This window comes from Candidatus Dadabacteria bacterium (genome assembly GCA_026706695.1).
GTDB lineage: Bacteria > Desulfobacterota_D > UBA1144 > Nemesobacterales > Nemesobacteraceae > Nemesobacter.
In genome coordinates, this window is sequence record JAPOYE010000047.1 from 17,443 (window position 1) to 39,444 (window position 22,002).

A 22,002-nucleotide genomic window follows, 5' to 3' on the forward strand; every position below is an offset into this window, starting at 1 on the left:
GCCCCCCTTTTTAGATCGAACGCAATTCGGCCCCTATTGTTTTTTCCAAACTCTTAAGAACATCCTGCTGAACCCTGTTAGCATCCTCGTCGGTAAGGGTCCTTTCCCTGTTTCGAAGAATCAAGGAAAGTGCAACACTCTTTTTTCCTTCTTCAAGGGAATCTCCCTTGTAAACGTCAAACACCCAAGCGTTTTCTATTATACCGGAATCCGCTTTTTTTATAACCGAAAGAATTTCCCGCACCGGAACCGTATCATCGACCACAAGCGCTATGTCGCGACGAAGAGAGGGAAATTTGGGAAGGGGGGAGAATTTCCTCTCGAAACTCGTATAGACGACCGAGAGAAGCGACAGGTCGAGTTCAAGCACGTACACGCTTTCGCTTATCTCGAGTTTTTCCAGAAGATGGGGATGAAGCTCCCCTACCATCCCCAGAACGTTTCCGTCGACCAGTACGGCGGAGGATTTTCCGGGCCAGAGGAATCCATGATCGGGGGAAACGGACTCAAACTCTATCCTTGAATCCACCGAAAGGACCTCCAGGCTCCTTTCAAGCACGCTTTTTATGTCAAAGAAGTCGAATTTCTCCCCGTCCCATATCTCTGGTGCCCTTTTTCCGGTGGCAATCGCCGCGAATTTCTTCACTTCGTTCGGCAACTGGTCCATGTCCTTGGGGTAAAACACCTTGCCGGACTCGAAAAGTCTTACGTCCTGATTCTGCCTTGAGAGGTTGAGTCTCACGTTTTTCACCAGGGAGGGAAGAAGACTCATCCTCATCTCCGAAAGCTCCCGCGATATCGGGTTCATAATGCGGATCGACTCCTCAAAGCCGAACGTCCTGAGAAGTTCGGGAGACTCGAAACTGTAGTTTATAGCCTCAAGAAAACCGTAGGAGACGAAAATGTCCCTGAGTCTTTTCTCCATGACGGTTATCACGCTGGGTTTTCTGGCTACCATGGGAACCTCCGGCAGGACGGAGGGAATGTTGTCATAACCCAGAAGACGGGCGACTTCCTCGACTATGTCCACCTCGCGCTCTACGTCCACCCTGAAAGTCGGAACCCGAAGCAAAAGCTCCCCGGCAGAGATGCTCAGAACTTCAAACCCGAGACTCTCGAGAAGTTCCGCTATCTCCTGGGAATCGGTGGATATGCCGACCAGATTGCAGACCTTGTCAACCGACATGGAGATCTCCCTTGGGCTAACCGGTTCGGGATACACGTCGATAATCCCCTTGGCAACTGTTCCCCCGGATAAGCGGTTTATAAGCTCGGCGGCGCGGTCAAGCGCAAACGAAACGTTGTTTATGTCTATGCCTTTTTCAAACCTGCTCGAAGATTCGCTCTTGAGACCGGTTCGCTTGGACGTTTTCCTTATCCCTACGGGAGAAAAGTAAGCGGATTCAAGCAGAACATTGCTCGTCGCATCTTCTATTTCGGTGCCGGATCCGCCCATGACTCCTGCAAGCGCGACGGGATGATCCCCGCTGCAGATAAGCAGATCCTCGGCGAGCAGCTTTCTCTCGACCCCGTCTAGCGTTTCTATCGTTTCCCCGTCACTAGCTTTTCTGACGGAGATCCGACCCCCTTCAAGCTTGTCGTAATCAAAAGCGTGAAGCGGCTGTCCCTGCTCAAGCAAAACGAAGTTCGTAACGTCAACGACATTGTTAACGGAGCGGATTCCGCAGTACTCAAGCCTCTCCTGAAGCCACGCGGGAGAAGGACCGATTCTGACTCCTTCAATGAGCCGGCAGCAGTACCTGGGGCACGCCTCCGCGTCCTCAACAACTACGGCGGCCCTCTCCGAAATGCTCTCCCCCTGCTCTTTTAAGGAGAAAACCGGTTTCTGAAGATTCTCGCCCAGTATTGCCGAGACTTCTCTCGCGATCCCGAAAATACTCATGCAGTCAGGACGGTTAGGGGTAATTCCCACCTCGAAGATAACGCCGTCGTAACCGATCTGCTCGTTCATGCTGGTTCCAAGTTCTGCCTTGGGCGAAAGAATCATTATCCCGTCTTCGTCGCCCGAGAGACCCATTTCATCCGCGGAACACAGCATTCCCTCGGAATTCTCCCCGCGGATATTGGAGCGTTTTATCTTAAGGCCTTCCGGAAACTTCAAGGTAGCGGGAAGAACGGTTCCAGCCCTGGCAAAAGCGACCTTGTCCCCTTTTTTCATGTTGTCCGCACCGCAGACAACCGTGTAGGGGGTTTCTCCGTCCGTAATCTCGCAGACGCTCAGCCTGTCGGCGTTCGGATGCTTCTCGATGCTGCTTATCTGGGCAACGCAGACATCGGCAAGAGCCTTGCCCTTGTCTTCAAGCGCTTCAAGCTCCAGGCCCGCCATGGTAAGCATTTCTCCCAGCTCTTCCGGAGAAACGTCGATTTTGAGGTAGTCGGTAAGCCATCCAAGAGGAAAAATCATAAATTCACCCGGCGAGTTAGGTTACACGGTATAAAAAACTGGTCAACAGTTAACCTGCTGAAAACAAAAGATTATTTAAGAAATTAAAAATAACCCCCAAACAATCATGACCAAACCCGGGGGACCGCGCAACCGGTCCCGCAAACAGGCGGGCATTTTAACCGGCTGAAGAGAAAAAACGCGGTTCCCGAGACGGGCAAAGAAGCGCGCGCCCCGCGTAAAATTCTCGGTAAACTTCTTAACTGTTAACAAATTATTAAAATTTCGTTTGGAGTTTCTTAATTCACTGATATGAAACACTTTTTCTTGTCGATAGATTGTGAATGGAATTCCCCGAACTCTGCAGGCCGTACTCTAACTCCCTTGAATAATTGAATAATTCTCCAAACGGCCCGATTCCTCTCACTCGTTCCGCCGAGTGCCCTGTGAAATGTTTGGAACTCATAAACCTAGATTGACAGGTCTTTAAGGATAAGGAGGTAACAATGCCTAAGACCCAAACTTTCCCTGTACGGACTGCTTGAATACTTCAATATGGAAGAGAAGGCAATGAAGCACATGGAAGCGATACGGTGGGAAGAAACAAGCACAAAAACTTCCTTAAATGGTTGTAATTCTCACAGCGATTTGATTTAATGCCTTGTGGAGGGAGCAAGGGCCTGAACCATCCTTGGAATCCAGAACCTAGTAAGCAGCTCTGGGTTTCGGCGCTCTCCGCATCTAACCTAGTGACTTATATGATGAAATTTGCTGTTCTGCTTCTTGCGCTCTTTCTTCTGTCCTGCGTGGGATCCGAGGGAGAATCGCCTTCGGAGCATAGACTGGACGGAGTTCTGCGCACAGACGCTCTCGGCAACCCGATTGAAGAGGGAGTCAACTATTACGGCTGCCCACGAGGCGGATGGGTCAAGGATCTCAGGGACTGCCCGAAGGCTCCCTACCTTGAGACCTGCAGGCCCGAGGAAATAGAGCAAGTGACAGACGAACAGATAGAGGAATTTCTGCTGTGGTTCAGCCGAGACGTCGTGCGATGGGCCTCGGCTCCGACGGTGCGGCTCTCCCGCGATCTCCCGGGCCACGTGCGCAGAGCGGTCATGGAGGCAATCTCCAGACTTAACACCGTGCTCCCCGACCCCTACGACATGAGGATCGGACAGGATGCCACAGATCCCGCCGAGCGCGTTCCCCGGGGGGAGATCCACGTCCACTTCGGATACACTCCCCAGTGGACCTGGCCCGACGGCTCGTTCATAGACCCCGAGCGCACGGGACTGTTCGGCATCGCGGGATACAACTCGGATGAGGACGGCCTCATTCACTCCCGCATATGGATAGGTGCGAACGCGGAGCAAAGCCCCTGTCCCGGACGTCAGGACGACGAACTCCTGAGAAAGGTGGCCCTCCACGAACTTCTCCACGCCCTGGGTTTTCCGGGACACGTGCCTTGGCCCCGATACGATACCATCATGGACTCGCAGATTGGCTGCAATCTCATGGACTCATTTGAAGAGGCGACTCTGCCCATGCCTCTTGACTGTGCGGCACTTCGGAAGATCTATTCGCTTGAAATAGGAACTCCGGTTGAAGACATTGCCGACTGAAAAACCCGAGTACAATAGGCCCGGCCGAAAAAAAGATTCGCAATATTCCTGAATGTCGTTAAACAACCCTTGTCAACTTAAGTATATAGTTCCCTAATGTTTCACGTGAAACATTCAGTTCCGTTTCTACTTTCCAATGCAGAATCTGGAGAAAATTCTGCCCAGAAGATCTTCCGTGGTGACTTCTCCCGTAATCTCGCCGAGCGAATTCATTGAGTTTCGCAGCTCTATCGAGAGGATCTCCGGATATTCGTTCCGCCCAAGAAGCTCAAGAAACATGCGCAGCTGGCTGCGGGCCTTCTCCATGGATTTTTTGTGGCGAAGGTTCGTAAGTACCAGTTCCGAGGCATCTGAGGCATGAGGCGAGCCCGAAAGGGTCTCAAACATGGCCTGCCTGAGCCGCCCTATCCCCTCTTTTGCGAGTGCCGAGGTTTCAACCGGCTTTTTTCGTCCAAGAATCCTCCGCAGCTTCGATCTTTCCAGCTTTTCCTCAAGATCCATCTTGTTGATCACGACAAGATGCTTCTTTTTGGCGGCGGTCTTGAGGATTTTTCTGTCCAAGGCATCAAATTCCGTGCTCTGGTCCAAAACGACGAGCACGAACTCGGATTCCTCGGCTTTCTTCAAGGAAAGCTCCACCCCGAGCCTTTCTATCCGGTCTTCCGTGTCCCTTATGCCGGCCGTATCAGTTATAACGAGGGGGATCCCCCCGATATTTATCCTCTCTTCGATAAAATCCCTCGTGGTTCCTGCTATAGGGCTCACTATAGCCCTCTGAGTCTCAAGCAGGCAGTTAAGAATGCTCGATTTCCCGACGTTAGGCTTGCCCAGTATTACCATCGTCACCCCGTCTCTGAACATTCTGCCCGTGTCGTAGCTGTCGATGAGCACCGAAAGTTCTTTTTCCACGGACCCAGACGCTTCCTTGAGGCGGTTTTTCGCAATGGGGTCTATATCTTCCTCGGGAAAATCGAGATTCGCCTCTATTTCCGCCAGAACGTCAAGAATTTGATCCTTAAGTTCGTTAACCTTGCCCGAAAGGGTCCCTTCAAGCTGAGCCTCGGCGTACCGGAGACTCTGTTCGGTCTGGGCGCTTATAATGTCAGAAACCGCCTCGGCCTGCGCCAAGTCCATTTTCCCGTTAAGAAACGCCCTCTGGGTAAACTCGCCCGGGGCAGCGAGGGTCGCCCCGAGGCCGATCAGAATTTCAAGTATCTTCCGGGGAACTATATATCCCCCGTGAGAATGTATCTCGGCCACGTCCTCCCCCGTATACGTATCGGGGGAACTCATAACCACACACAGGGCTTCATCCACCGTCCCGCCCGTTTCGGGGTCGATTATCTTCCCGAAACAGAGTTTTCTCTCGGAAAAACCCGTGTTCCCCACGGGAACGAAGATTTTCCTCGCGATCGAGTGAGATTCACCACCGCTTATACGGATTACGGCCACTCCTCCCTCTCCGGGCGGGGTGGAAATGGCGGCTATGGTGCTTTCGCGCTCGGGCACAAGTGATGACATGAAAGAGAATTTACCATATAAAGCCGCATTCGGTCAGAGGAAAAAAGCTAAAAAAACCCCGAATGTTTCACGTGAAACATTCAGGGCAAATTGAGGAGGATTTTCAAAAAAACCGTTAAAACTCTATTTTTCGAGACTCTTAAGCGTGTCCATGGCAATGCTGGTGTGCGCATAACAGGAACCTGCGGTCATGACCATGGCAACGTTTATGGCCTCAGCCATCTGCTCCGCAGTCACTCCGTCTGTATGCGCGTCCTTCACGGTTCCCCTTATACAATAAGGACATTTAGTCGCATGAGCACATGCAAGGCCTATTATTCCCCTCTTCATTTTTTTACTGAGGGCTCCATCGGCAAAGATTTTCTTGTGAAGCTCCATGAAGTGGGGAGAAATATCGCCGCTGCACTCCCTGAAACTGGCAATCTCCTTCGCTATGTCCTTTTTGAAGAAATGTCCCTCGGTAAGAGGGATGCCGCTTTCGAGGGTGTCCCAAGCTTCAAAAGCCAGGCTTGAAAACGCGAAAGGCCCACCCATGTTGAGCCTAAGTCCCACGTATATCGATTCGACTATTTCCTGGTCGCTTGCTCCCTCTTTTTTGCTGGCTCGAACCCTTGACCTTATGCAGTAAGGACAAGCCGTAATATGCGCTACGGCTACCGCGATGAGCTGTTTTTCCTTTGCGGTGAGAGCTCCGTCGGTAAAAACCGAATCATGATAAGCCATCCAAGAGTCGTAAAGATCCGGGTTCAGTTTTCTGAGATGAGCTATATCCCCACCGATCTGGGCCTTCATTATAGTATCAGACATACCGGTTATACCTCTCGTTGATTATTAGTTTCCCCGTCTTTTAAAGAACTGCGCTTGACCTAAGCACAGAAACTCCAAATCCTCGCGCGTAGAGTAACTGCTTCAGACCGGAAAATCAACAGGCCGGGCACCTGTGGAGACAGGTTTTGCCCAGACGGCAGGGATGCAGGTTACATTTCGTCGATTAAGCTCATCCACTCGTCAACTAAGTGCACCCACTCTTTTTTAAGAACGAGCCGTTTCCCTTGGCTGACCGCATCCTTTATAGGAGAAAGGGATTTCTTGGTCTTAGCCAGAAGTACGGCTCCTTCAAATTGAGAAAGCATGAACCTGGCCAGTTCCCCCGGATCAATATCCTCGTGAAAAAACCCCTGTTCCATCCCTCTTCTTAAACATCCCCCAATCAAGATTTCGAGTTCCTGGTAATAGTTCTCCAGAGCAGAACGGAATTTCTCGTTGATGGAACTCTGTTCTAATGCTATGTTTCCGAAAAAAGAGCCCCCATATATGGACTGCTCGAGAAGATGGCGGTGAGAAGAAAACGCCCTCTTGTAACAGTCCAGAAACTGTTCAACAGGACTGAGATCGGTTTGCATAATTTCCGAGATTTCACGGATCTGCTTTTCGGCAAGTTTCGTGAGAACACTCAATCCCAACTCTTCTTTGCCTTCGAAGTAGTAGTAGAAATTGCTCTTGGAAACGCCTGCTTTCTTTATGAGCATATCTATGGAAGTCCCGTCATACCCATAGAAATGGAAAAGTTCGGTGGCGGCCTCCATGATTTTATCTTTATTGCTCATAACGCTTAGTTGCCCCTAGTACTAAAGGTACTAAAACTAAACCCTTAAAAGAATCTGTTGTCAAGGGCTCTTTGAATAAATTGAGAAGTGATTACAACATGATACGCAACGGTCGGTCCTTATCGAGTTCGGCCAGTTCTTCGGGTGAAAGACCCTTTGACTGGAGCAGAACCTTGAATTTTCTCCCCATGAATTCAGGCATAAAAAGCGTCTTGGCCGCAAGACGGTCTCCCTGGTTCCGGGGTTTGTCGTATGTCTTGAAAATTTCGAGAATTCCCCAGTCAACAAGAAACTGCCCCTGGGTTGCATACTTGACGGTGGCAAGACCCAAGGTATCACCGACCCTCATAAGTTCGGAAAAATTAACGTCAGCTGTTATATCCTGCTCTCCAACCCTCGTGTAGGGGTCGGAACTCAGTTCATGGCGATAAAAGCACCTGAAGGTGCCTTTTCGTCTTGCGGGAGAGTAAAGCTCGGGAGCGAGAGATCCATAGTCAATGCATAGAACAAACCCTTTTTGAAGCGCCTCTCCCACCTCGGCAAGCCATTTCCCCGCCAGCAGACAAGCTTCCGCCTCTTCTCCTCGGTCATATCCTTCCAGATATCGGTTTGAAAAGTCATAAATCCCTTCCGCTTCGGGATTCCGGAGAACTTCCTCGATTTCCCCGTTGCGAAGAGAGAGAAAAACCTCCCGGATTTCCTCTCCGTCCGACCTAAGTCTGTGAAAGGGCAGAGAATCCAGAAATTCGTTGGCAATCACCACTCCGCGGAATCCGTCTTTCCCGATCTCCTGAAGATCGTTTATCCACCGAACCTTTCCGCGGTGCCCCTCGAGCTTTTCCCTGGCCGCGAGCACCGCTGCAGGGCTTGCTTCGCTCATCACGTAGTCGGTCTTTGAGTAAAGCCCAGGGTGGTTCCGGCTAAGGTCCTCGAGTATATCAAGGGCAAGCTGCCCGCCAGAGGCCCCGAATTCCACGACGGTGAAACTTTCCCCTTCCAGCAGAAGCGACGCCTCGGCAAGGAACCGCGAGATAGTCTCCCCGAAAGAGCGGTGAACCGATGGAGCGGTGTAAAAATCACCCTTTTTCCCGATCCTCGCCTTCCCCGATGAGTAATAACCGTGCCCCGGGTGAAAAAGGGACAGTTCGACAAATCTGCGGAAGGAAATCGGGCCGGATTCCCGTATCTCCTCTTTTATAATTTCCAAAAGGGTATGCATTTTTCCTCCGCCACGGAAAATAACAGTCAGGAGATAAAATTACACAGGTTTTCCATACTTTAAAAACAAGCTGAAATCCTTCCTTATCGCCCGAAAAACAAGGAAAAAGAACACATTACGGCGGATAAAAAAGATCTGGTACCGGCTAGTATCATTTCACACAGGGCTAAAAGAGACCTTTGCGGGCCGAAAAAAATTATCAAGCAATTTCAGATAGTTAGACCTGCTAAGACGCCGAGCACTAAAAAATTCCACAATCTATCAACAGAAAAAAATTGTTTGATATCAAGCAATTACGAAAATCTGGAGCTTCTCAAGGTTTCTGGCATGGTGCAATCTTCAAAAAGGCACGAGAGCGGGATCCTGCATTCACTATCAACTGGGGGATACGGGCTGATTGCGCCCGAAAAACAACCGGAAACAGCCGCCAGTCCGAGATTTTACGCCGGTTTACTTGCTCGAGAATCTTTTGCCGATACTGGCAAAGGCGTTATGGCTGTGAATGCTTTCGTAGTTAAGAACCCTGAGTTGGTAAGAGTCGAAACTGGGGTTGCCATGGAGTTCCGAAGCTATATTTCTCACGACATCCTCAACAAAGCACGGCTTGTTGTAAGCGCTCATTGTAACGTGGCGCTCATCTTCCCTTTTTAAAAGCGGGTAAAGCGGGGAAGAGGCCCCTCTTTCCGCAATCTCTATTATTTCCTCAAGGCATATCTCTATCGGGTCGTTTTCCTTCTTTCCTTCGTGCGTAATGGTTATGAAAACCTTGGAACGCTGGTTGTGAGCCCCGTAATCGCTTATCTCCTTGCTGCAGGGACAAAGGGTTTTGACCGGAACCACTACGCTCTGGGTAAGGCGTATGCCCTCCGGGTGCATTTCGCCGTGGTACGTGCATTTGTAAGGCTGTGGGGATATCTTGCCGCTTACAGGGGCATGCCGGTTGAAAAAGTAATCAAACTCTATTTTGACGTCGGAATCTTCCGAGCCCTGCCTGTCGCAGAGGGCGATCAGGAAAGAAGCCATATTTCCCAAGGAGAAGGACCCGTTGAAATCAAGGGCAGTCTCAAGCAGACGGCTCATGTGAATTCCCTTCTGGTCGGGGCCGAGGTTAACGCTCAGGCTCAGGGAAGCCTGAATATTCTGGTCCTTCTCAGAATCGATCTCGCAGCCTTTTATCTTAAGCGGAATCTTGAGGTCGCAGACGCCGACTCTGTCTATGGAGATATTCCTGTAGTCCTTTCTCGCCTGTATGTCTTCAATAGGCTTTTCTTCAAGTTTCATTTTCAAAGCATTTTCCTCTTTGTTCGATAGAGTAACTGCCGCAAATCAAAGGCGGGTTCTTCTCAGGACGGGGAAGAATACCACAATGAAAACCCTTTGCAACAACCAGAGCCCTCAACGGGGTCTTCAGCGAAGTTTGGGATTGTCCGAGTGCCGCTTCCCGTCTCTCTGTGTTTTCTTCTCAAAATTCTTTCTCAAAACCTCCGTAAGATCAACTCCCGTCTGGTTCGCTATACATGTTAAGACGAAGAAGACGTCTGCAAGCTCGTCTCCGAGTTCCCGGCGATTTTCATTCCCCTTGAAACTCTGCTCCCCGTATGTCCTGGACATGATTCTCGCCACCTCTCCCACTTCCTCGACAAGCTGCGCGAGGTTGGTAAGCTCGGAGAAGTACCGCACTCCCACTTCCTTTATCCACTCGTCAACTTCCCGCTGATACTCCCTGACCGTTATCTCGCCAGACATAAAACCACCCTCGGCTTCTTAGCGCCCGCAACAAATCCTAAAGTTTTTTCCGTCCCCTTAATTCTACCACCCGAACTCTGAAAGAAGCGATTCCCTCATAACCTCGTAACTACGAGAAACAGAAGGCATCGCGTCGCCGCCCACCCCGCTTACATAAACAATACCCGCAACAGCGTTGGTAAGAAAAGCGTAATCACTTGACAGAAGCTCCTCAAGGGGAAATTTCCCGCAGACGGGCTCATAGCCAAGCCGCCCGGCTGAACGCAAAACGATTTCCCTGGTCACCCCAGGCAAAACGGGGCACTCAGAAGACGGGGTGAAAAGCCTTTTCCCTCTGGTCCAGAAAACATTGTGGCACGAGGTCTCGGCCACCCTGCCGTCGGTATCGAGAAAAAGGGCTTCGCCAAAACCCCTCTCAATAGCCTCTCTCTTCGCCACGATATTTCCCAGATAGTTAAGCGTCTTGTGCGAAAAAAGGCTGCTCTGCGGGGGTCTTCTCTCGCTGCAGACCCAGAGAGAGAGGGCATCCGGGCTCTGCGCACGGGGTCTTACGGACACAAGAAGCGAAGCCGCCCGGGGACGTGAGTGATAAACCGCGCCCCCTTGGGCGAGAAGACAAGCTTTTACGTGCAGATCACCCCCGGGGGACGCTCCCACGGCATCCTCGATTCTGAGCCTTACCCGGGATTCCGGGGGAAACGGGATGCCGAGAAAAGAGGCTCCCTTTCTCATTCTCTCAAGATGCATGGAGAGGAAAACAGGCGGGGATCCCTTCCACCTGAAGCTCTCGAAAACCCCTTCTCCGTAAAAAAGAGCACGGAGCGCAGGCACATCCTCAAGCCTTTTCCCGTCGAGAAAGAAAAGTTCCTCCATATCCAATGATTATAGCACCTGTCGGGACGCGATTGATGTGAGGGCCTTTGCCTTGAGTTCCGTCTCCCCGTATTCGTCGTCCGCTTTCGAATCCCACACAATTCCGCCTCCGAACCAGAAATCCACCCCCTCGGAACTGTTCACCCCGGTGCGGATCGCGACGCTCATGGTAAAGTCCCCGCTCGGAGAGAACAGGCAGATCGCTCCGCAGTAAGGGCCCCTTTCATGGGGCTCAAGGCTGTCTATTATGCGGATAGCTTCCCTTTTCGGGGCCCCGGTAACGGATCCGGGGGGAAAAGTGCTGGCAATTATTTGAGAGAGTCCGACTCCCGGGCGAAGGCGCCCCTCGATTTCGGACTCCATCTGGAAAAGCGTACTGTAGCGGCGGACAGTAAAAAGCTCCCTTACCCCTATGGAGCCGTACCCGCATATCCTCCCGAGGTCGTTTCTCATGAGATCAACTATCATGAGGTTCTCGGCCCGCTCCTTGGGCTTTTTCCCGAGTGTCTCGGCAAGCTCCCTGTCGCGTCGTGGGTCGGGATCCCTGCGGACGGTCCCCTTTATGGGTCTCGTGGTAATGCTGTCGCCCCTTCTCCTAAGAAAAAGCTCCATGGAGCCGCTTACAAGCTCAAAACCCGGAAAACCGATAAAGGCGGCGAAGGGAACGGGCTGGGCACGGTAAAAATCCAGAAACCACGAAAGCGGCTCACCCAGGGGTTTGAAGCGGAACTTTCGCGAAAGGTTCACCTGATAAACGTCTCCCGCCGCTATATGCTCCTTTATCGCCGAAATCTTCCGGGCGTATTCTTCCCTCTCAATATTCGAGCGGGGAAGGGGCCCGGGACCTGCCCTCTCCCGCGGGAAGGCGGAGAGAACTTCTTCCCAGGGGGCTGTGTAAAAACTGTCTTCTTCGTAAAAATGGAAAAAAAGGAAAGGGAGCTTCTCCCTCTGCTTTGCGTCCGAGGTAGGAACCCCGGGAGTCGTGTAGCTTAGGTAGTCGTAGCTTATGTAGCCGAGAGCCGTGTATCCCTCGGCAGCCAGTTTCTCGACCAAACCGAGAGGGTCTTCCGAGAAAATCTCCTCCCCGGAGCGGGAAAACACCTTGGTCCCGTCGCTCGAGAAGCAGAGGGTGAGGGCAGGATCGCCGAAAATCCCGGCCGTGGCAGAGGAACCCGAATCGAACCATCCTGCGCCCGAGTCTATCAAAAGGGACTTTGGTCTGTGAAGCTTCATCGCCTCCTCCCTTTGAGACTCAAAGCCCGTCGAGCACCTGGGAACGCGCTTACGACGGGGGAGGCGCGTCGGCTTTAACCGAGCGGTTAAGGATTTCGGCTATGTCCTGGACGCCGATCTCCTCCTCCTTGCCCTTGAATCGCGCGGCGTCGTCAAACATCGTGTTGCAGAAGTAGCACGCCGTCGCCAGGGTGTCGGGGTTAATGTCCGCGGCCTCGTCGAAGCGGTTCCAGTTAACCCTGGGAGCCTCTTCCTCCATCCAGATCTTTCCGCCTCCGGCTCCGCAGCAGAAACTCTTTGTCCTGTTCCTCTTCATCTCCACCAGATCGATCCCCGGAATGCTTTTCAGTATCTCCCTTGGAGAATCGTAGACGTTGTTGTAGCGGCCGATGTAGCAGGAATCGTGGTATGTTATCTTCTCCTCGATCGGAGCGTCGGGGTTAAGTCTGCCCTCCTGGATGAGCTGCAGGAGAAAATCGGTGTGGTGGACGACCTCGTAGTGCCCGCCGAACTGCGGATATTCGTTCTTCATGGTGTTGAAGCAGTGGGGACAGTTTGCGAGAATCTTCTTCACCTTCAATTCATTCAGAGTCTCGATGTTCTGGACGGCGAGCATCTGGTAGAGGGCCTCCTCTCCGAGCCTTCTTGCGGGGTCACCCGTGCAGGTCTCCGCGGGGCCCATGACGGCGAAATTAACTCCCGCAATCTTAAGCAGGGTCACTATCGCCTTTGAGACTTCCTGGCCCCTCGGGTCGTAGCCCCCGAAGCACCCAGTCCAGTAAATCACGTCAAATTCGCTTGCGTTCTCGGCCGAGACTCCGAGGATGGGAACTTCCATCTCGGAAAGCCAGGCGCCGCGGTCGGCCTCCGGGAATCCCCAGGGGTTTCCGTTGTTCTGAAGCTTCTGAAGGGTCCTTGTGGCGGTTCCGCTCATGCGGCCCTCAAGGGTAAGGAACCTTCTCATGTCCATTATCTTGCCCATCTGGTCAATGAAAAGCGGGCACTGCTCAACGCATGCGTTGCACGTGGTGCATGCCCAGAGCTCCTCGGGCGTCACCCACTCGGTGTCGGGAAGATCGGGCTGCTCTTCCTGGGGTTTTCCGGCGAGTATGTCCTTCCCCTCGCTTGAGACGTAGTGGCGAAGCTTAACGACGATGTCCCTCGGAGAGAGCACCTTCTCGGTGTTCCACGCCGGGCAGTTATCCGTGCACCTTCCGCACTCGGTGCAGGTATAGGCGTCAAGTATGTCCTTCCAGCTGAAATCGGCTATCTTCGAGGAGCCGAAGTGGTCAAGATCCTCGGGGATTTCCTCGAAATCAAGCTTCGAGAGCTGCCCGCGGGGCTTCAGGCTCTGGAAAAAAACATTGAAAACGGCCGTAAGAACATGGCTGTGCTTGGAGTAGGGAAGGTAGTTGAGAAAGGAAAGCACTATGAGAATGTGGAACCACCAGAAAAACTCCTTCCAGAAAAAGGTGCTCCCGGTGCTCATGCCCTCGTAGAGCCCGGAAAAGGCCCCGGACACCGGCAACATCGCTGGACTCGTCTCGGCAAGCGCTATCCTCGCCCCCGTGGTGAGAAAGGCGGTGATCATGAGGCCGAATATAAGACCCAGTATCACGACCGCGTCGGGACCGTTAACCTCCCTTCTTCTCCCTATGGTGAGCCTGTTTATTATGCCCATGCCTATGGCCACAAGAACCAGGGCCTGCACTATGTCAAGGATCAGCTCGTAGACTCCCCCCATGGTTCCCGGGAAAAAGTGAAATCCGGGAACAACGCCGCTTACGAGCATCTCCACCGTCCCCACCGTTATTATGACGAACCCCCAGAAGATCATGGCATGTTCTATGCCGGCGAAACGGTACTTGAAAAGCCTCCTCTGGCCGAACACGTAGACGATGACCTTCCTTATCCTCTCGGGAATGTTGTCAAACCTGTTGTCTTCCTTTTTTCCGAGAGTGACAAGTTTTAAGAGAAGGCGGATGTTGTAGGCGAAAAAACCGAAGGCCGCTATAAGCAGCAGAAGCATTATCACGGATTTAGGGTTCATCTAGTTTCTCCGAAGCAAGACATGGAAAAAGCAGCATGAATTATATTGAATTCGCGGGGTTTTATCAAGCCGGGAGGAGAGTGCCGGCTTCCTCTTCCATGGTGCTGAAAAGGTGGCATCCGAATCTGTTCGGCAGAAAACAGATTCCCTGTTTCGCTACCCGGGACGTGCTCTCCCGGGCCAAATTTAACCTTTCCGGCGCCTCTCCCTCCGCCGCGCACACAGACCCCGGGTCAGGAGCCTTGCGTTGCGCCAAGACGCCTTCCCACCGAAGCCGCAAGAAACAGAACCGCTGCGATCAGAAACAGATTAAAAGTCCCGGCCTCAAGCTCGTTTCCGCTTCCGGAAGCAATCGCGCATCCTCCGCCTCCGCCGCTGCCGTCGCTGCCACCGCTACCCCCCTGTTCCGACCCCGGGTAAATACCGGAACCGAGAACATACTTCGTACCCCCTTCTATGCCGAAATCTGTACGTATGAAATACCCGATCTTGACCGATGTGCCGGGGGAGCGGCCGGGGATGGGGTTCCCCGCCTCACAAAACACATCTTCATCTTCCGGGGACGGCCCGGAAGCAGGTGCTGTCTCTTCACAGAGCACCTCGTCACCAATAACAGTCGGATCTTCCCAAAGGTAAGTGAGGAAACCCTCTCCCGGGGTATCGTCTTGCCTGTCTACCTCTTCTAAAATGCGTTTGGCAACTTCAACTCCGTTGTCATCCACAAGACGCAACGACCTGTCTTGAAGCTGCGGGGAGTTTCCGTTAAAAATCCCGTACATCTTATCCGTACCGGTAACTATATAGAAATATATGGAACCCGACTGCCAGGGCGGTTCCCTCCAGCACGGCATAAGCTGAATCATTCTCATCAGCGGAAGCCTTCCCCGGGAGTTACCAACCTTGGCAAACTCCTCGGTAATGTGCGCCTCAACCCCCTCCAGGTAACGCACTAGGCTTGACTCGTCATTCACCATGTCGGCGCTAAGCCAGCCCTTTCCGGAGAGATCGGGACACGCGTCAAGCGACTTGGAATGATCCGCTTCCCTCAGCTCATGATCAAATCCGCCAACGTGTATAAAGGAATCCCCTGCTTCGCCCGTATCGGAATCCCCAACGGCGCAGATATGCCTGCCGCCTCTCCCGGTCCTGTCGTCCTGAACGCAGACCACCTCGTCACCCGCTCCTTCCGCCATGTCCATCAGTCTCCGGAAAACCGGGATGCCTCTCAAGGATCCGCTCAGGGCCCCGGGATGCCTCCCATGAAAAAGTATGATGTCGCCTGACTGAAAAGGAGCGTCGGTCGCTTCCCCGCCAGTGGACTTGTTAACGGTAATTACGTACGTGTCGCCGTGGCGCCATACTCCGTTATTGTTTCTCAAGGCGTTTCGGAATTCTACTCGACCCTCATCACTTGTGACCCGCGGCTCCCGGTGCTCTTTCATGTGCAGCAAGAAATTTCTCATATCGTCCATGTCTCCCGCGCTCGCCTCCTTGGCAGTTACGCCATGGTGCGCAAAAGCGGGCGAGGTGGCGGAAAAAACAATTGTACAAAAGAAAAGCAGGGTGAGCGCAGCAAATTTTTTCATGATTCAAAATCCCTCTCTTTTTGCCAATACAAGCTATAAGTTCCGGTCAACTGCGGACCTCAATTCTTTGCCAGTTGATAATAACCGGATAGTCTTAAAAACGGAATTGAGACAAATTAATTCCTGTAATTTTAGATTCTTGCTTGATCAGGTCCGTGAATATCAGGGTTCTGCAGAGTTTGTCGGTTTTGCGGTGATTTTTGGGGAACAAGTGCCCGTATGCGGGTTCGGGAATCCAGAAACGCCGTTACGGACGGGCGCCGGAGGCTCAAGCGATAAAAAGGAGTAACAAAGAATGATTCATAAGTCTTATGAGGCAATTAACCGGGTTGTACCTTGGAATATGATCCTTGCAGTGCTTATCCTGGCGACGGGCCACTCCATGGCCTGGGATGCATCCGCAAGAGAAGGGAACCTTGTCGGTAACCGGCCGTATTCCGAAGCGATATCCGGCAGTCTGCACCCCGTGAAAGTTATCACCCGCAGGGACATTGAGCTCTCAGGCGTAAAGAGGATGAGGGATCTGTTGGGTCGGTCGGCTTTTAACAATTTCGGCATTGCAAGGCCGTTGCGCACTCTGACCCTGATTAACGGGCGTCGGGTCTCAGACGCCGGGGTTGACACAGACACCATTCCGATCGCGGCTGTCGAACGCATTGAAATCTTCGCTGACAGCACAAGCGCCCTGCATGGCGGGGGAGCGGTCGGCGGCACCATAAATATCGTTCTCAAGAAAAACTATGAAGGCCTTGATATCCAGCTAAACGCCGGGCGTCCCCGCGGTGAGGGCGCCGATTCCGAACACTTAAGCGTTCTCTGGGGCACAAGCGTTGGAGAGGGAAATCTTACTGTCGGGGCGGATATCTTCCGGCGGGACGAGGTACGCGACATCGACCGAGATTACAGCCGTGCCAGATATCAGGCCGGAGGTTCCTTCGCCGACACCGAAGGAGTGTCGTCTCTCGGCAACACGGTTTTCCTGGTAAAAGACGACGGAGGACGGGTCTCGGGAGCGCTGGGCGACTGCGACGAAAGCGTGTATACGGGGGAACTCACGGATCCTCCGGGCGGATTTTTCGGCACCGTCTGCGGGTTTGCCTATGCGGACATCGCGTGGCACCTGGATCGCAGGCAGGATGACCACGCGTTTATGAATTTCAATTATCCGGTAGGCGACGCAGCCGATATATACATTGAGGGACGCATAACCAGGGAAGAGCTAAGGAACCTGTGGGCGCCGGATCCGAACGTTTTCTCCCTTGCGCCGGATGAGGCGCTGAGAAACACCCTCATTGAAAGTGGAAACTTTGAAGGTCTTGACGAGAGCAATTTCCCCGAAAGTATCACGGTAGGCCACCGTTTTCTGGGGCACGGCAACCGCCTGTGGGTTTCGGACCTTGTAGATTATGATATTACGCTGGGGCTGCGAGGGGACATTAAGGACAACATAAGATATGACGGCTATGTTCACTACAATCGCTATGACTATGGCGTAGATGGCCATACGTTCATTAATGAACCCGTAATAAACGCCGCTATTGAGAGCGGAGATTACGACATCCAGAATCCGCTTTCCGAAGCCGAAGAGCACAGAGCCGCGATCAGCGAGAGCAGCGTGCGGAGCGAGTCCAAATACGAAGATGAACACCTTGAGGCGGGGGTGGCGCTTGACGGCCCGCTGCTTGAGCTCATGGGCAACAAGCTTCGCTGGAGCGCCGGTCTGCAGGTCGCTAAAGTGGAGCAAAGCAATTCCAGAGAATATTTTAATCTTCGTGGTGAGCCGGTTAACGCGGACGATGTATTGGGGGGATCTTCGCAGTCGCTTATGGCCGATCGTCGGCGCCTCTCAGCTTTCGGCGATATTCTGGTGCCTTTGGGAGATGCGGTGGACGTGTCGTTTGCCCTCCGCCACGATGATTTTGATGATGTCGGGGGAGCCTTTTCGCACAGGATAGCGACGCTTTACCGCGTAATACCCAATATCGCGTTGCGCGCATCATGGAGCGGGGGAGCGCGAGCGCCCGGACTTGCAGCCCTGCATGTGGAGGAATTTGTCTACTACCCGTATGTATGCGACGCTGACACGCCGACTCCCGATTGTCCCAGGGACCAAGTGCGGGTGGTCACAGACAGTAACCCGGAACTGGAACCGGACGAGGCCGAAAGCCTTGGCGCCGGTGTCTCCGCGGGCTGGGGTCCGTTCTCAGCCGACTTTGACTGGTTTCGTCTTCGTCTTCAGGAAACACCGGCCACTTTGAGCACGCAGTTCGTCGTCAGCCTGGAGAGAAGCGGGAGGCTTAGCGAGTATCCGGGACTGAGCGTGACGCGTTCTGACGGTCGATTAACAGAAATCCGCAACCCGCTGACCAACAGCGGAGAGACTGACATGGACGGGTTCACGGTTCGGCTCGGCGGCGATCTGAAAACCGATCTGGCGAATTTCATGCTCAATGCCAACTGGATCAGGATAACGAATTACGAGAGGCGCGTAGGAGTGGAGACGCAGCCCGGAGATATTCCGCGCAACCGTATTCATGTTCTGCTCCGCGCAGACCGAAACGACCTGACAGCGCAGTGGAACATGCACGCGGTTACGTCTTTCCGGAACGAAACCGACACTAAAACCTTCAGAAGGTGGATAGGGCACGATATCGCGCTTAGCTGGAGAAACGCTTTTGGCTTTAACTGGTTCGAGCTCACGGGAGGCGTTATGAATATCGGCAACGAGGGCCAGTCCCGTCCTGATTCCGATGAGGATCACATATTGTATCTGGATTCGATCCTGGGACGCACGTTGTTTCTAACCGCAAAGTTCGAGATCTGATACGCACAGCTGTTTTTTTCTAACGAGCTGCTGCTGGTAAAAAGACCTGACCCTATATAGAAACGTTTTCTTTTCGAAAAAACTACGTTCGTGTATTCTTACAGGAACGTGAAGATCTTTCTCTACTACGACTACATCTGCCCTTTCTGCTTTCTGGCCACGGAGAGGGTGCTTGATCTCGCAAGGGAGTTCAGCCTCGAAGCGGAGTGGCTCGGCGTCGAGATTCACCCCGAGTACCCGGCCGAGGGAAAAAGACGGAAAAAGACGGAGAGGACCATCCGTATCTCGGAAACCCTTGATAACGTGGCCGCCGAGGCCGGAGTGGAGATAAAGCTCCCGGGATTCGTAACCAATTCGAGGCTCTGCCTTGAGGGAGCGGAGTTTGCGAAGGAGAAAAACAACTTCTTGGAGTTTCACAAGGCCTGCTACACGGCCTATTTCAGGGAGGGAAAGAATATAGGTCTTCTCGAAACCGTTCTCGAGGCGGGCGAGAAGGCGGGTCTTTGCCCCGAGGAACTCTCAGAATCTCTTCGGAAAAGAAACTTTTCAGAGAAAATAGAAAAGAACATGGAAAGCGCCCGGGAGAACATGGTCCTCGGCGTCCCTACCCTTTACCTTGGTGAACTCAGGATACACGGGATCCAGCCGCTTGAATCATACAGAAAACTTATAGAAAGGGAACTCCTGCGGGAGCAGCCTCTTCACTGACCTGCAAACCCCTAGGAAATATCGGCAAAGCGGGTTATTCCCCCGTTCGCAGGTGAACCTCGCTTATCATCCTCGGGGTTGAGGAAACCACCGTGAAAGTTTTTCTTTCGAAAACTATCACGGTTCCGGGGGCGGGAATCGAGCCGTGTGTGTAGAGAAGGAATCCTGCCAGCGTCTCGTAATCCTCTTCCTCCGGAATGGCAAGCCCGAGGCCGTCGTTAAGCCGTCCTATCTCGACCGTGGGGTCTATGAGATACTGCCCGGCGCCGAGCCTTCTCCACGGGGTCTCGCCGGTGTCGTACTCATCCTCTATCTCCCCCACCACCTCTTCGATTATATCCTCGAGGGTTATGATTCCCACTGACCCCCCGTACTCGTCAACCACAACGGCCATTCCGGCGCGTCCCCCCTTCATCTCGTCCATAAGTTCGTTCACAAGCTTTGATTCCGGAACGTAGAAGGGAGGAAGGGCGTATTGCTCGACGTTCTTGTCAAGATCCTGCTCGCCGAGAACGTAAAACGAGTTGAGTATGCCGGTTATGTTGTCGACCCGGTCGCTGAAAATCGGAATTCTCGAGTGGCTTTTTTCCGCTATGAGCCTCCTGACGTCGCGAAGCGTGGACCTTCTCTCAAGCGCGTCCACCCTGACAAGCGGGATCATTATCTCTCCGACCGTGGTCTCGGAGTAGCCGAAAATCCTGCGAAGAACCCTTCTTTTGTAGTCCGAGCTCGGTTTGTCCTCGTCTTCTTCCATCACGTCCTCAAGCTCCTCGCGGGTTATGGAACTCATGTTCTGGCCCGGACGGTTCAATATCCCCCGGGTAAAGAGGTTGACGAAGAAAAGCACCGGGTAGAAAAGCTTGGAGAAAACCCAGAGCGGATAGATGATCCAGAGCACTATGGAGTTCCGCTTGCTCTCGAATACCGCCTTGGGAACCACCTGGCCGAAAACGACGATGAGCGGGGTGAGCACGGCCACCGTGTAGAGACCGCTTCGCTGCCCGAAGATCTCCTCGAAATAAAAGGTGAGCACCAGGGTGTTTATTATGAGCGAAAGGTTAACCCCTATGAGGGTGGTGCCGATGAAGCTTTCGATCTTCGAGTGGGCGTTAAGAACCAGCCCCGCAGCGGCGGAGCCTTCATCGGCGAGGGACCTCATCTTTATCTTGTCGCAGGAGATGAGTGCTATTTCCGAACCGGCGAAAAACGCCTGCAGAATCAGAAACAGCAAAATAAGAAGGACCACTAACTCAATGGACATCGCCGCGCGCCTCCTTGTTAACGTCAACCCTTATCTCGGAAATCCTTTTCCCTTCCCTGCTCTTTACCGTGAAAACCAGTCCGCCGAACCCTATTTTCTCTCCTTCGGCGGGCAGCCTCCCGAAAAGATCGAATACGAAACCGCCCATGGTCTCGTTTTCCATCCGAAGCGGGATCACGGCCTTCTCCAGTATGTCTCCCAGGTTCCGAAGCCCCGCCGAGCGCGCGACCGAGAAAAGGTAGTCGTCGTTGAATTCCTCTATCTTCATTCCCCCGGGAATCGTGATCGCTCCCCCGCGGACCGCGGGCGCAATCCTGTCGGGCACCGACCTTTCATCCTCTATCTCTCCGAAAAGCTCCTCCAGTATGTCTTCCATGGTCACCAGCCCGTCGAACCTTCCGTACTCGTCGACAACTATCGCTATGTGAATCCTGTGCATCTGGAGCTCCCGCAGAAGCGCCCCCGCGGGCTTGGAGCGGGGGATGAAATACGGCTTCCTCAGGCACTCGCTCACGGTGGCCGCAAGGTTGTGCTCGGTAAAATTCCACTTAAGAAGATCCTTGCCGTAGAGAACGCCCACTATGTTGTCCTTCTCCTCGTAAACCGGTATCCGGGAGCGGCCCATCTGGCGAACCCGTCCCACGGCCTCTTTGACCTCAATATCGTGGGGAAGCGTGAAGCAGTCTATGGCAGGAGTCATTATCCTGTGGGCAGGCAGGTCCTCAAGCCTGAAAAAGCCGTCGGCAAGGTATTTTTCAACCTCGTTGAGCACTCCCTCGTCCCTCCCCATTCCCACCAGGACTTCAAGCTCGTCAGAGGAAATGTCGTTCCCCTGCGCGCGGTGTCCAAGGCCCGCCCCGAAGGCCCTTATGAAAAAACCGGAGACAAACAGGATCGCCCACCTGATCGGGGTGACCGCGACGTGGAAGGAATAAAGGGGAAGGGCAACCGCCTTCGAGATCGTTCTCGGGAACTTCACCCCGGCGGTCTTGGGAACGATCTCACCGAACACAAGGAGCGTGGGAGAGGCTATGGCCAGGGATATGAGGGCTACTGTCTGCTCGGGGGTGTCCTGGAGATATTCTCTCGCCGTGAGAGCTATTACGCTTGAGTAGGCTATGTTGAATATCTCGTCGGCCAGAAGAACCGTAGTGATTAGCTTGTGGGAATTGGAAAGGAGCTTCCCTATGGCCGCAGAAACTCTGCCTCCCTGCTTCGATATGCTTTCTCTCTGCGGACGGCTGAGGGAGAAAAGCGCCCCCTCGCTGAAGCAGAAAAACGCTGAGCAGCACAGCAAAAAAAGAATCAGAATGAAATTTTCGCCCAAAAAAATCTTACCCCCGTGGAT

General features: G+C 53.0%; 16 protein-coding genes. 3 read left to right on the forward strand and 13 right to left on the reverse strand.

Translation table 11 applies throughout. The features are described from left to right. Positions 1-10: 10 nt before the first annotated feature. The gene (gene pheT / locus OXG10_03345) at positions 11-2,425 is read right to left on the reverse strand and encodes a phenylalanine--tRNA ligase subunit beta (protein ID MCY3826406.1); all 2,415 of its coding nucleotides are present in this window, start codon (positions 2,423-2,425) and stop codon (positions 11-13) included. 737 nt (positions 2,426-3,162) lie between these two features. On the opposite strand from pheT, the gene OXG10_03350 reads away from it, so the two are divergent. Further along, on the forward strand, positions 3,163-4,026 hold the full coding sequence (locus tag OXG10_03350) for a hypothetical protein (protein ID MCY3826407.1): 864 nt from the start codon (positions 3,163-3,165) through the stop codon (positions 4,024-4,026). A 126-nt stretch (positions 4,027-4,152) separates the two neighbouring features. On the opposite strand, the gene mnmE is transcribed toward OXG10_03350, so the two are convergent. The 10 genes from mnmE to OXG10_03400 all read right to left on the reverse strand — a co-directional run bounded on the left by mnmE (position 4,153) and on the right by OXG10_03400 (position 15,861). Next, positions 4,153-5,547, reverse strand: coding sequence for a tRNA uridine-5-carboxymethylaminomethyl(34) synthesis GTPase MnmE (gene mnmE / locus OXG10_03355; GenBank protein ID MCY3826408.1), 1,395 nt, complete (start codon positions 5,545-5,547; stop codon positions 4,153-4,155). Between the two features lie 123 nt (positions 5,548-5,670). After that, on the reverse strand, positions 5,671-6,354 hold the full coding sequence (locus tag OXG10_03360; protein ID MCY3826409.1) for a carboxymuconolactone decarboxylase family protein: 684 nt from the start codon (positions 6,352-6,354) through the stop codon (positions 5,671-5,673). A 170-nt stretch (positions 6,355-6,524) separates the two neighbouring features. Next, complete coding sequence (locus tag OXG10_03365) at positions 6,525-7,154, reverse strand: TetR/AcrR family transcriptional regulator (protein ID MCY3826410.1); 630 nt, start codon at positions 7,152-7,154, stop codon at positions 6,525-6,527. Positions 7,155-7,245: 91 nt separating this feature from the next. Next, positions 7,246-8,373: an SAM-dependent methyltransferase gene (locus OXG10_03370; protein MCY3826411.1), complete on the reverse strand. Its 1,128-nt coding sequence runs from the start codon at positions 8,371-8,373 to the stop codon at positions 7,246-7,248. Positions 8,374-8,823: 450 nt separating this feature from the next. Beyond that, complete coding sequence (gene folE2, locus OXG10_03375) at positions 8,824-9,654, reverse strand: GTP cyclohydrolase FolE2 (protein MCY3826412.1); 831 nt, start codon at positions 9,652-9,654, stop codon at positions 8,824-8,826. A 126-nt stretch (positions 9,655-9,780) separates the two neighbouring features. Continuing rightward, entirely contained in the window at positions 9,781-10,119 is a 339-nt protein-coding gene (locus OXG10_03380) for a nucleotide pyrophosphohydrolase (GenBank protein MCY3826413.1), read from the reverse strand. A gap of 63 nt (positions 10,120-10,182) precedes the next feature. Further along, complete coding sequence (locus OXG10_03385; GenBank protein ID MCY3826414.1) at positions 10,183-10,992, reverse strand: aminotransferase class IV; 810 nt, start codon at positions 10,990-10,992, stop codon at positions 10,183-10,185. Between the two features lie 9 nt (positions 10,993-11,001). Continuing rightward, on the reverse strand, positions 11,002-12,225 hold the full coding sequence (locus OXG10_03390; protein ID MCY3826415.1) for an anthranilate synthase component I family protein: 1,224 nt from the start codon (positions 12,223-12,225) through the stop codon (positions 11,002-11,004). Between the two features lie 49 nt (positions 12,226-12,274). Further along, complete coding sequence (locus tag OXG10_03395) at positions 12,275-14,275, reverse strand: heterodisulfide reductase-related iron-sulfur binding cluster (protein ID MCY3826416.1); 2,001 nt, start codon at positions 14,273-14,275, stop codon at positions 12,275-12,277. Between the two features lie 233 nt (positions 14,276-14,508). Continuing rightward, positions 14,509-15,861 carry a hypothetical protein gene (locus OXG10_03400; GenBank protein MCY3826417.1) on the reverse strand — a complete coding sequence of 451 codons (1,353 nt, stop codon included), beginning with the start codon at positions 15,859-15,861 and terminating at the stop codon, positions 14,509-14,511. 295 nt (positions 15,862-16,156) lie between these two features. On the opposite strand from OXG10_03400, the gene OXG10_03405 reads away from it, so the two are divergent. Both OXG10_03405 and OXG10_03410 read left to right on the forward strand, forming a co-directional pair. Next, on the forward strand, positions 16,157-18,685 hold the full coding sequence (locus OXG10_03405; protein MCY3826418.1) for a TonB-dependent receptor: 2,529 nt from the start codon (positions 16,157-16,159) through the stop codon (positions 18,683-18,685). A gap of 108 nt (positions 18,686-18,793) precedes the next feature. Next, positions 18,794-19,393, forward strand: coding sequence for a DsbA family protein (locus OXG10_03410; GenBank protein MCY3826419.1), 600 nt, complete (start codon positions 18,794-18,796; stop codon positions 19,391-19,393). Between the two features lie 34 nt (positions 19,394-19,427). Here OXG10_03410 and OXG10_03415 read toward each other — a convergent pair whose 3' ends face one another. Both OXG10_03415 and OXG10_03420 read right to left on the reverse strand, forming a co-directional pair. Then, positions 19,428-20,654, reverse strand: coding sequence for a hemolysin family protein (locus OXG10_03415; GenBank protein ID MCY3826420.1), 1,227 nt, complete (start codon positions 20,652-20,654; stop codon positions 19,428-19,430). Next, positions 20,644-21,981 carry a hemolysin family protein gene (locus OXG10_03420; GenBank protein MCY3826421.1) on the reverse strand — a complete coding sequence of 446 codons (1,338 nt, stop codon included), beginning with the start codon at positions 21,979-21,981 and terminating at the stop codon, positions 20,644-20,646. Before OXG10_03420 ends, OXG10_03415 begins: the two co-directional genes overlap by 11 nt. Positions 21,982-22,002 lie beyond the last annotated feature (21 nt).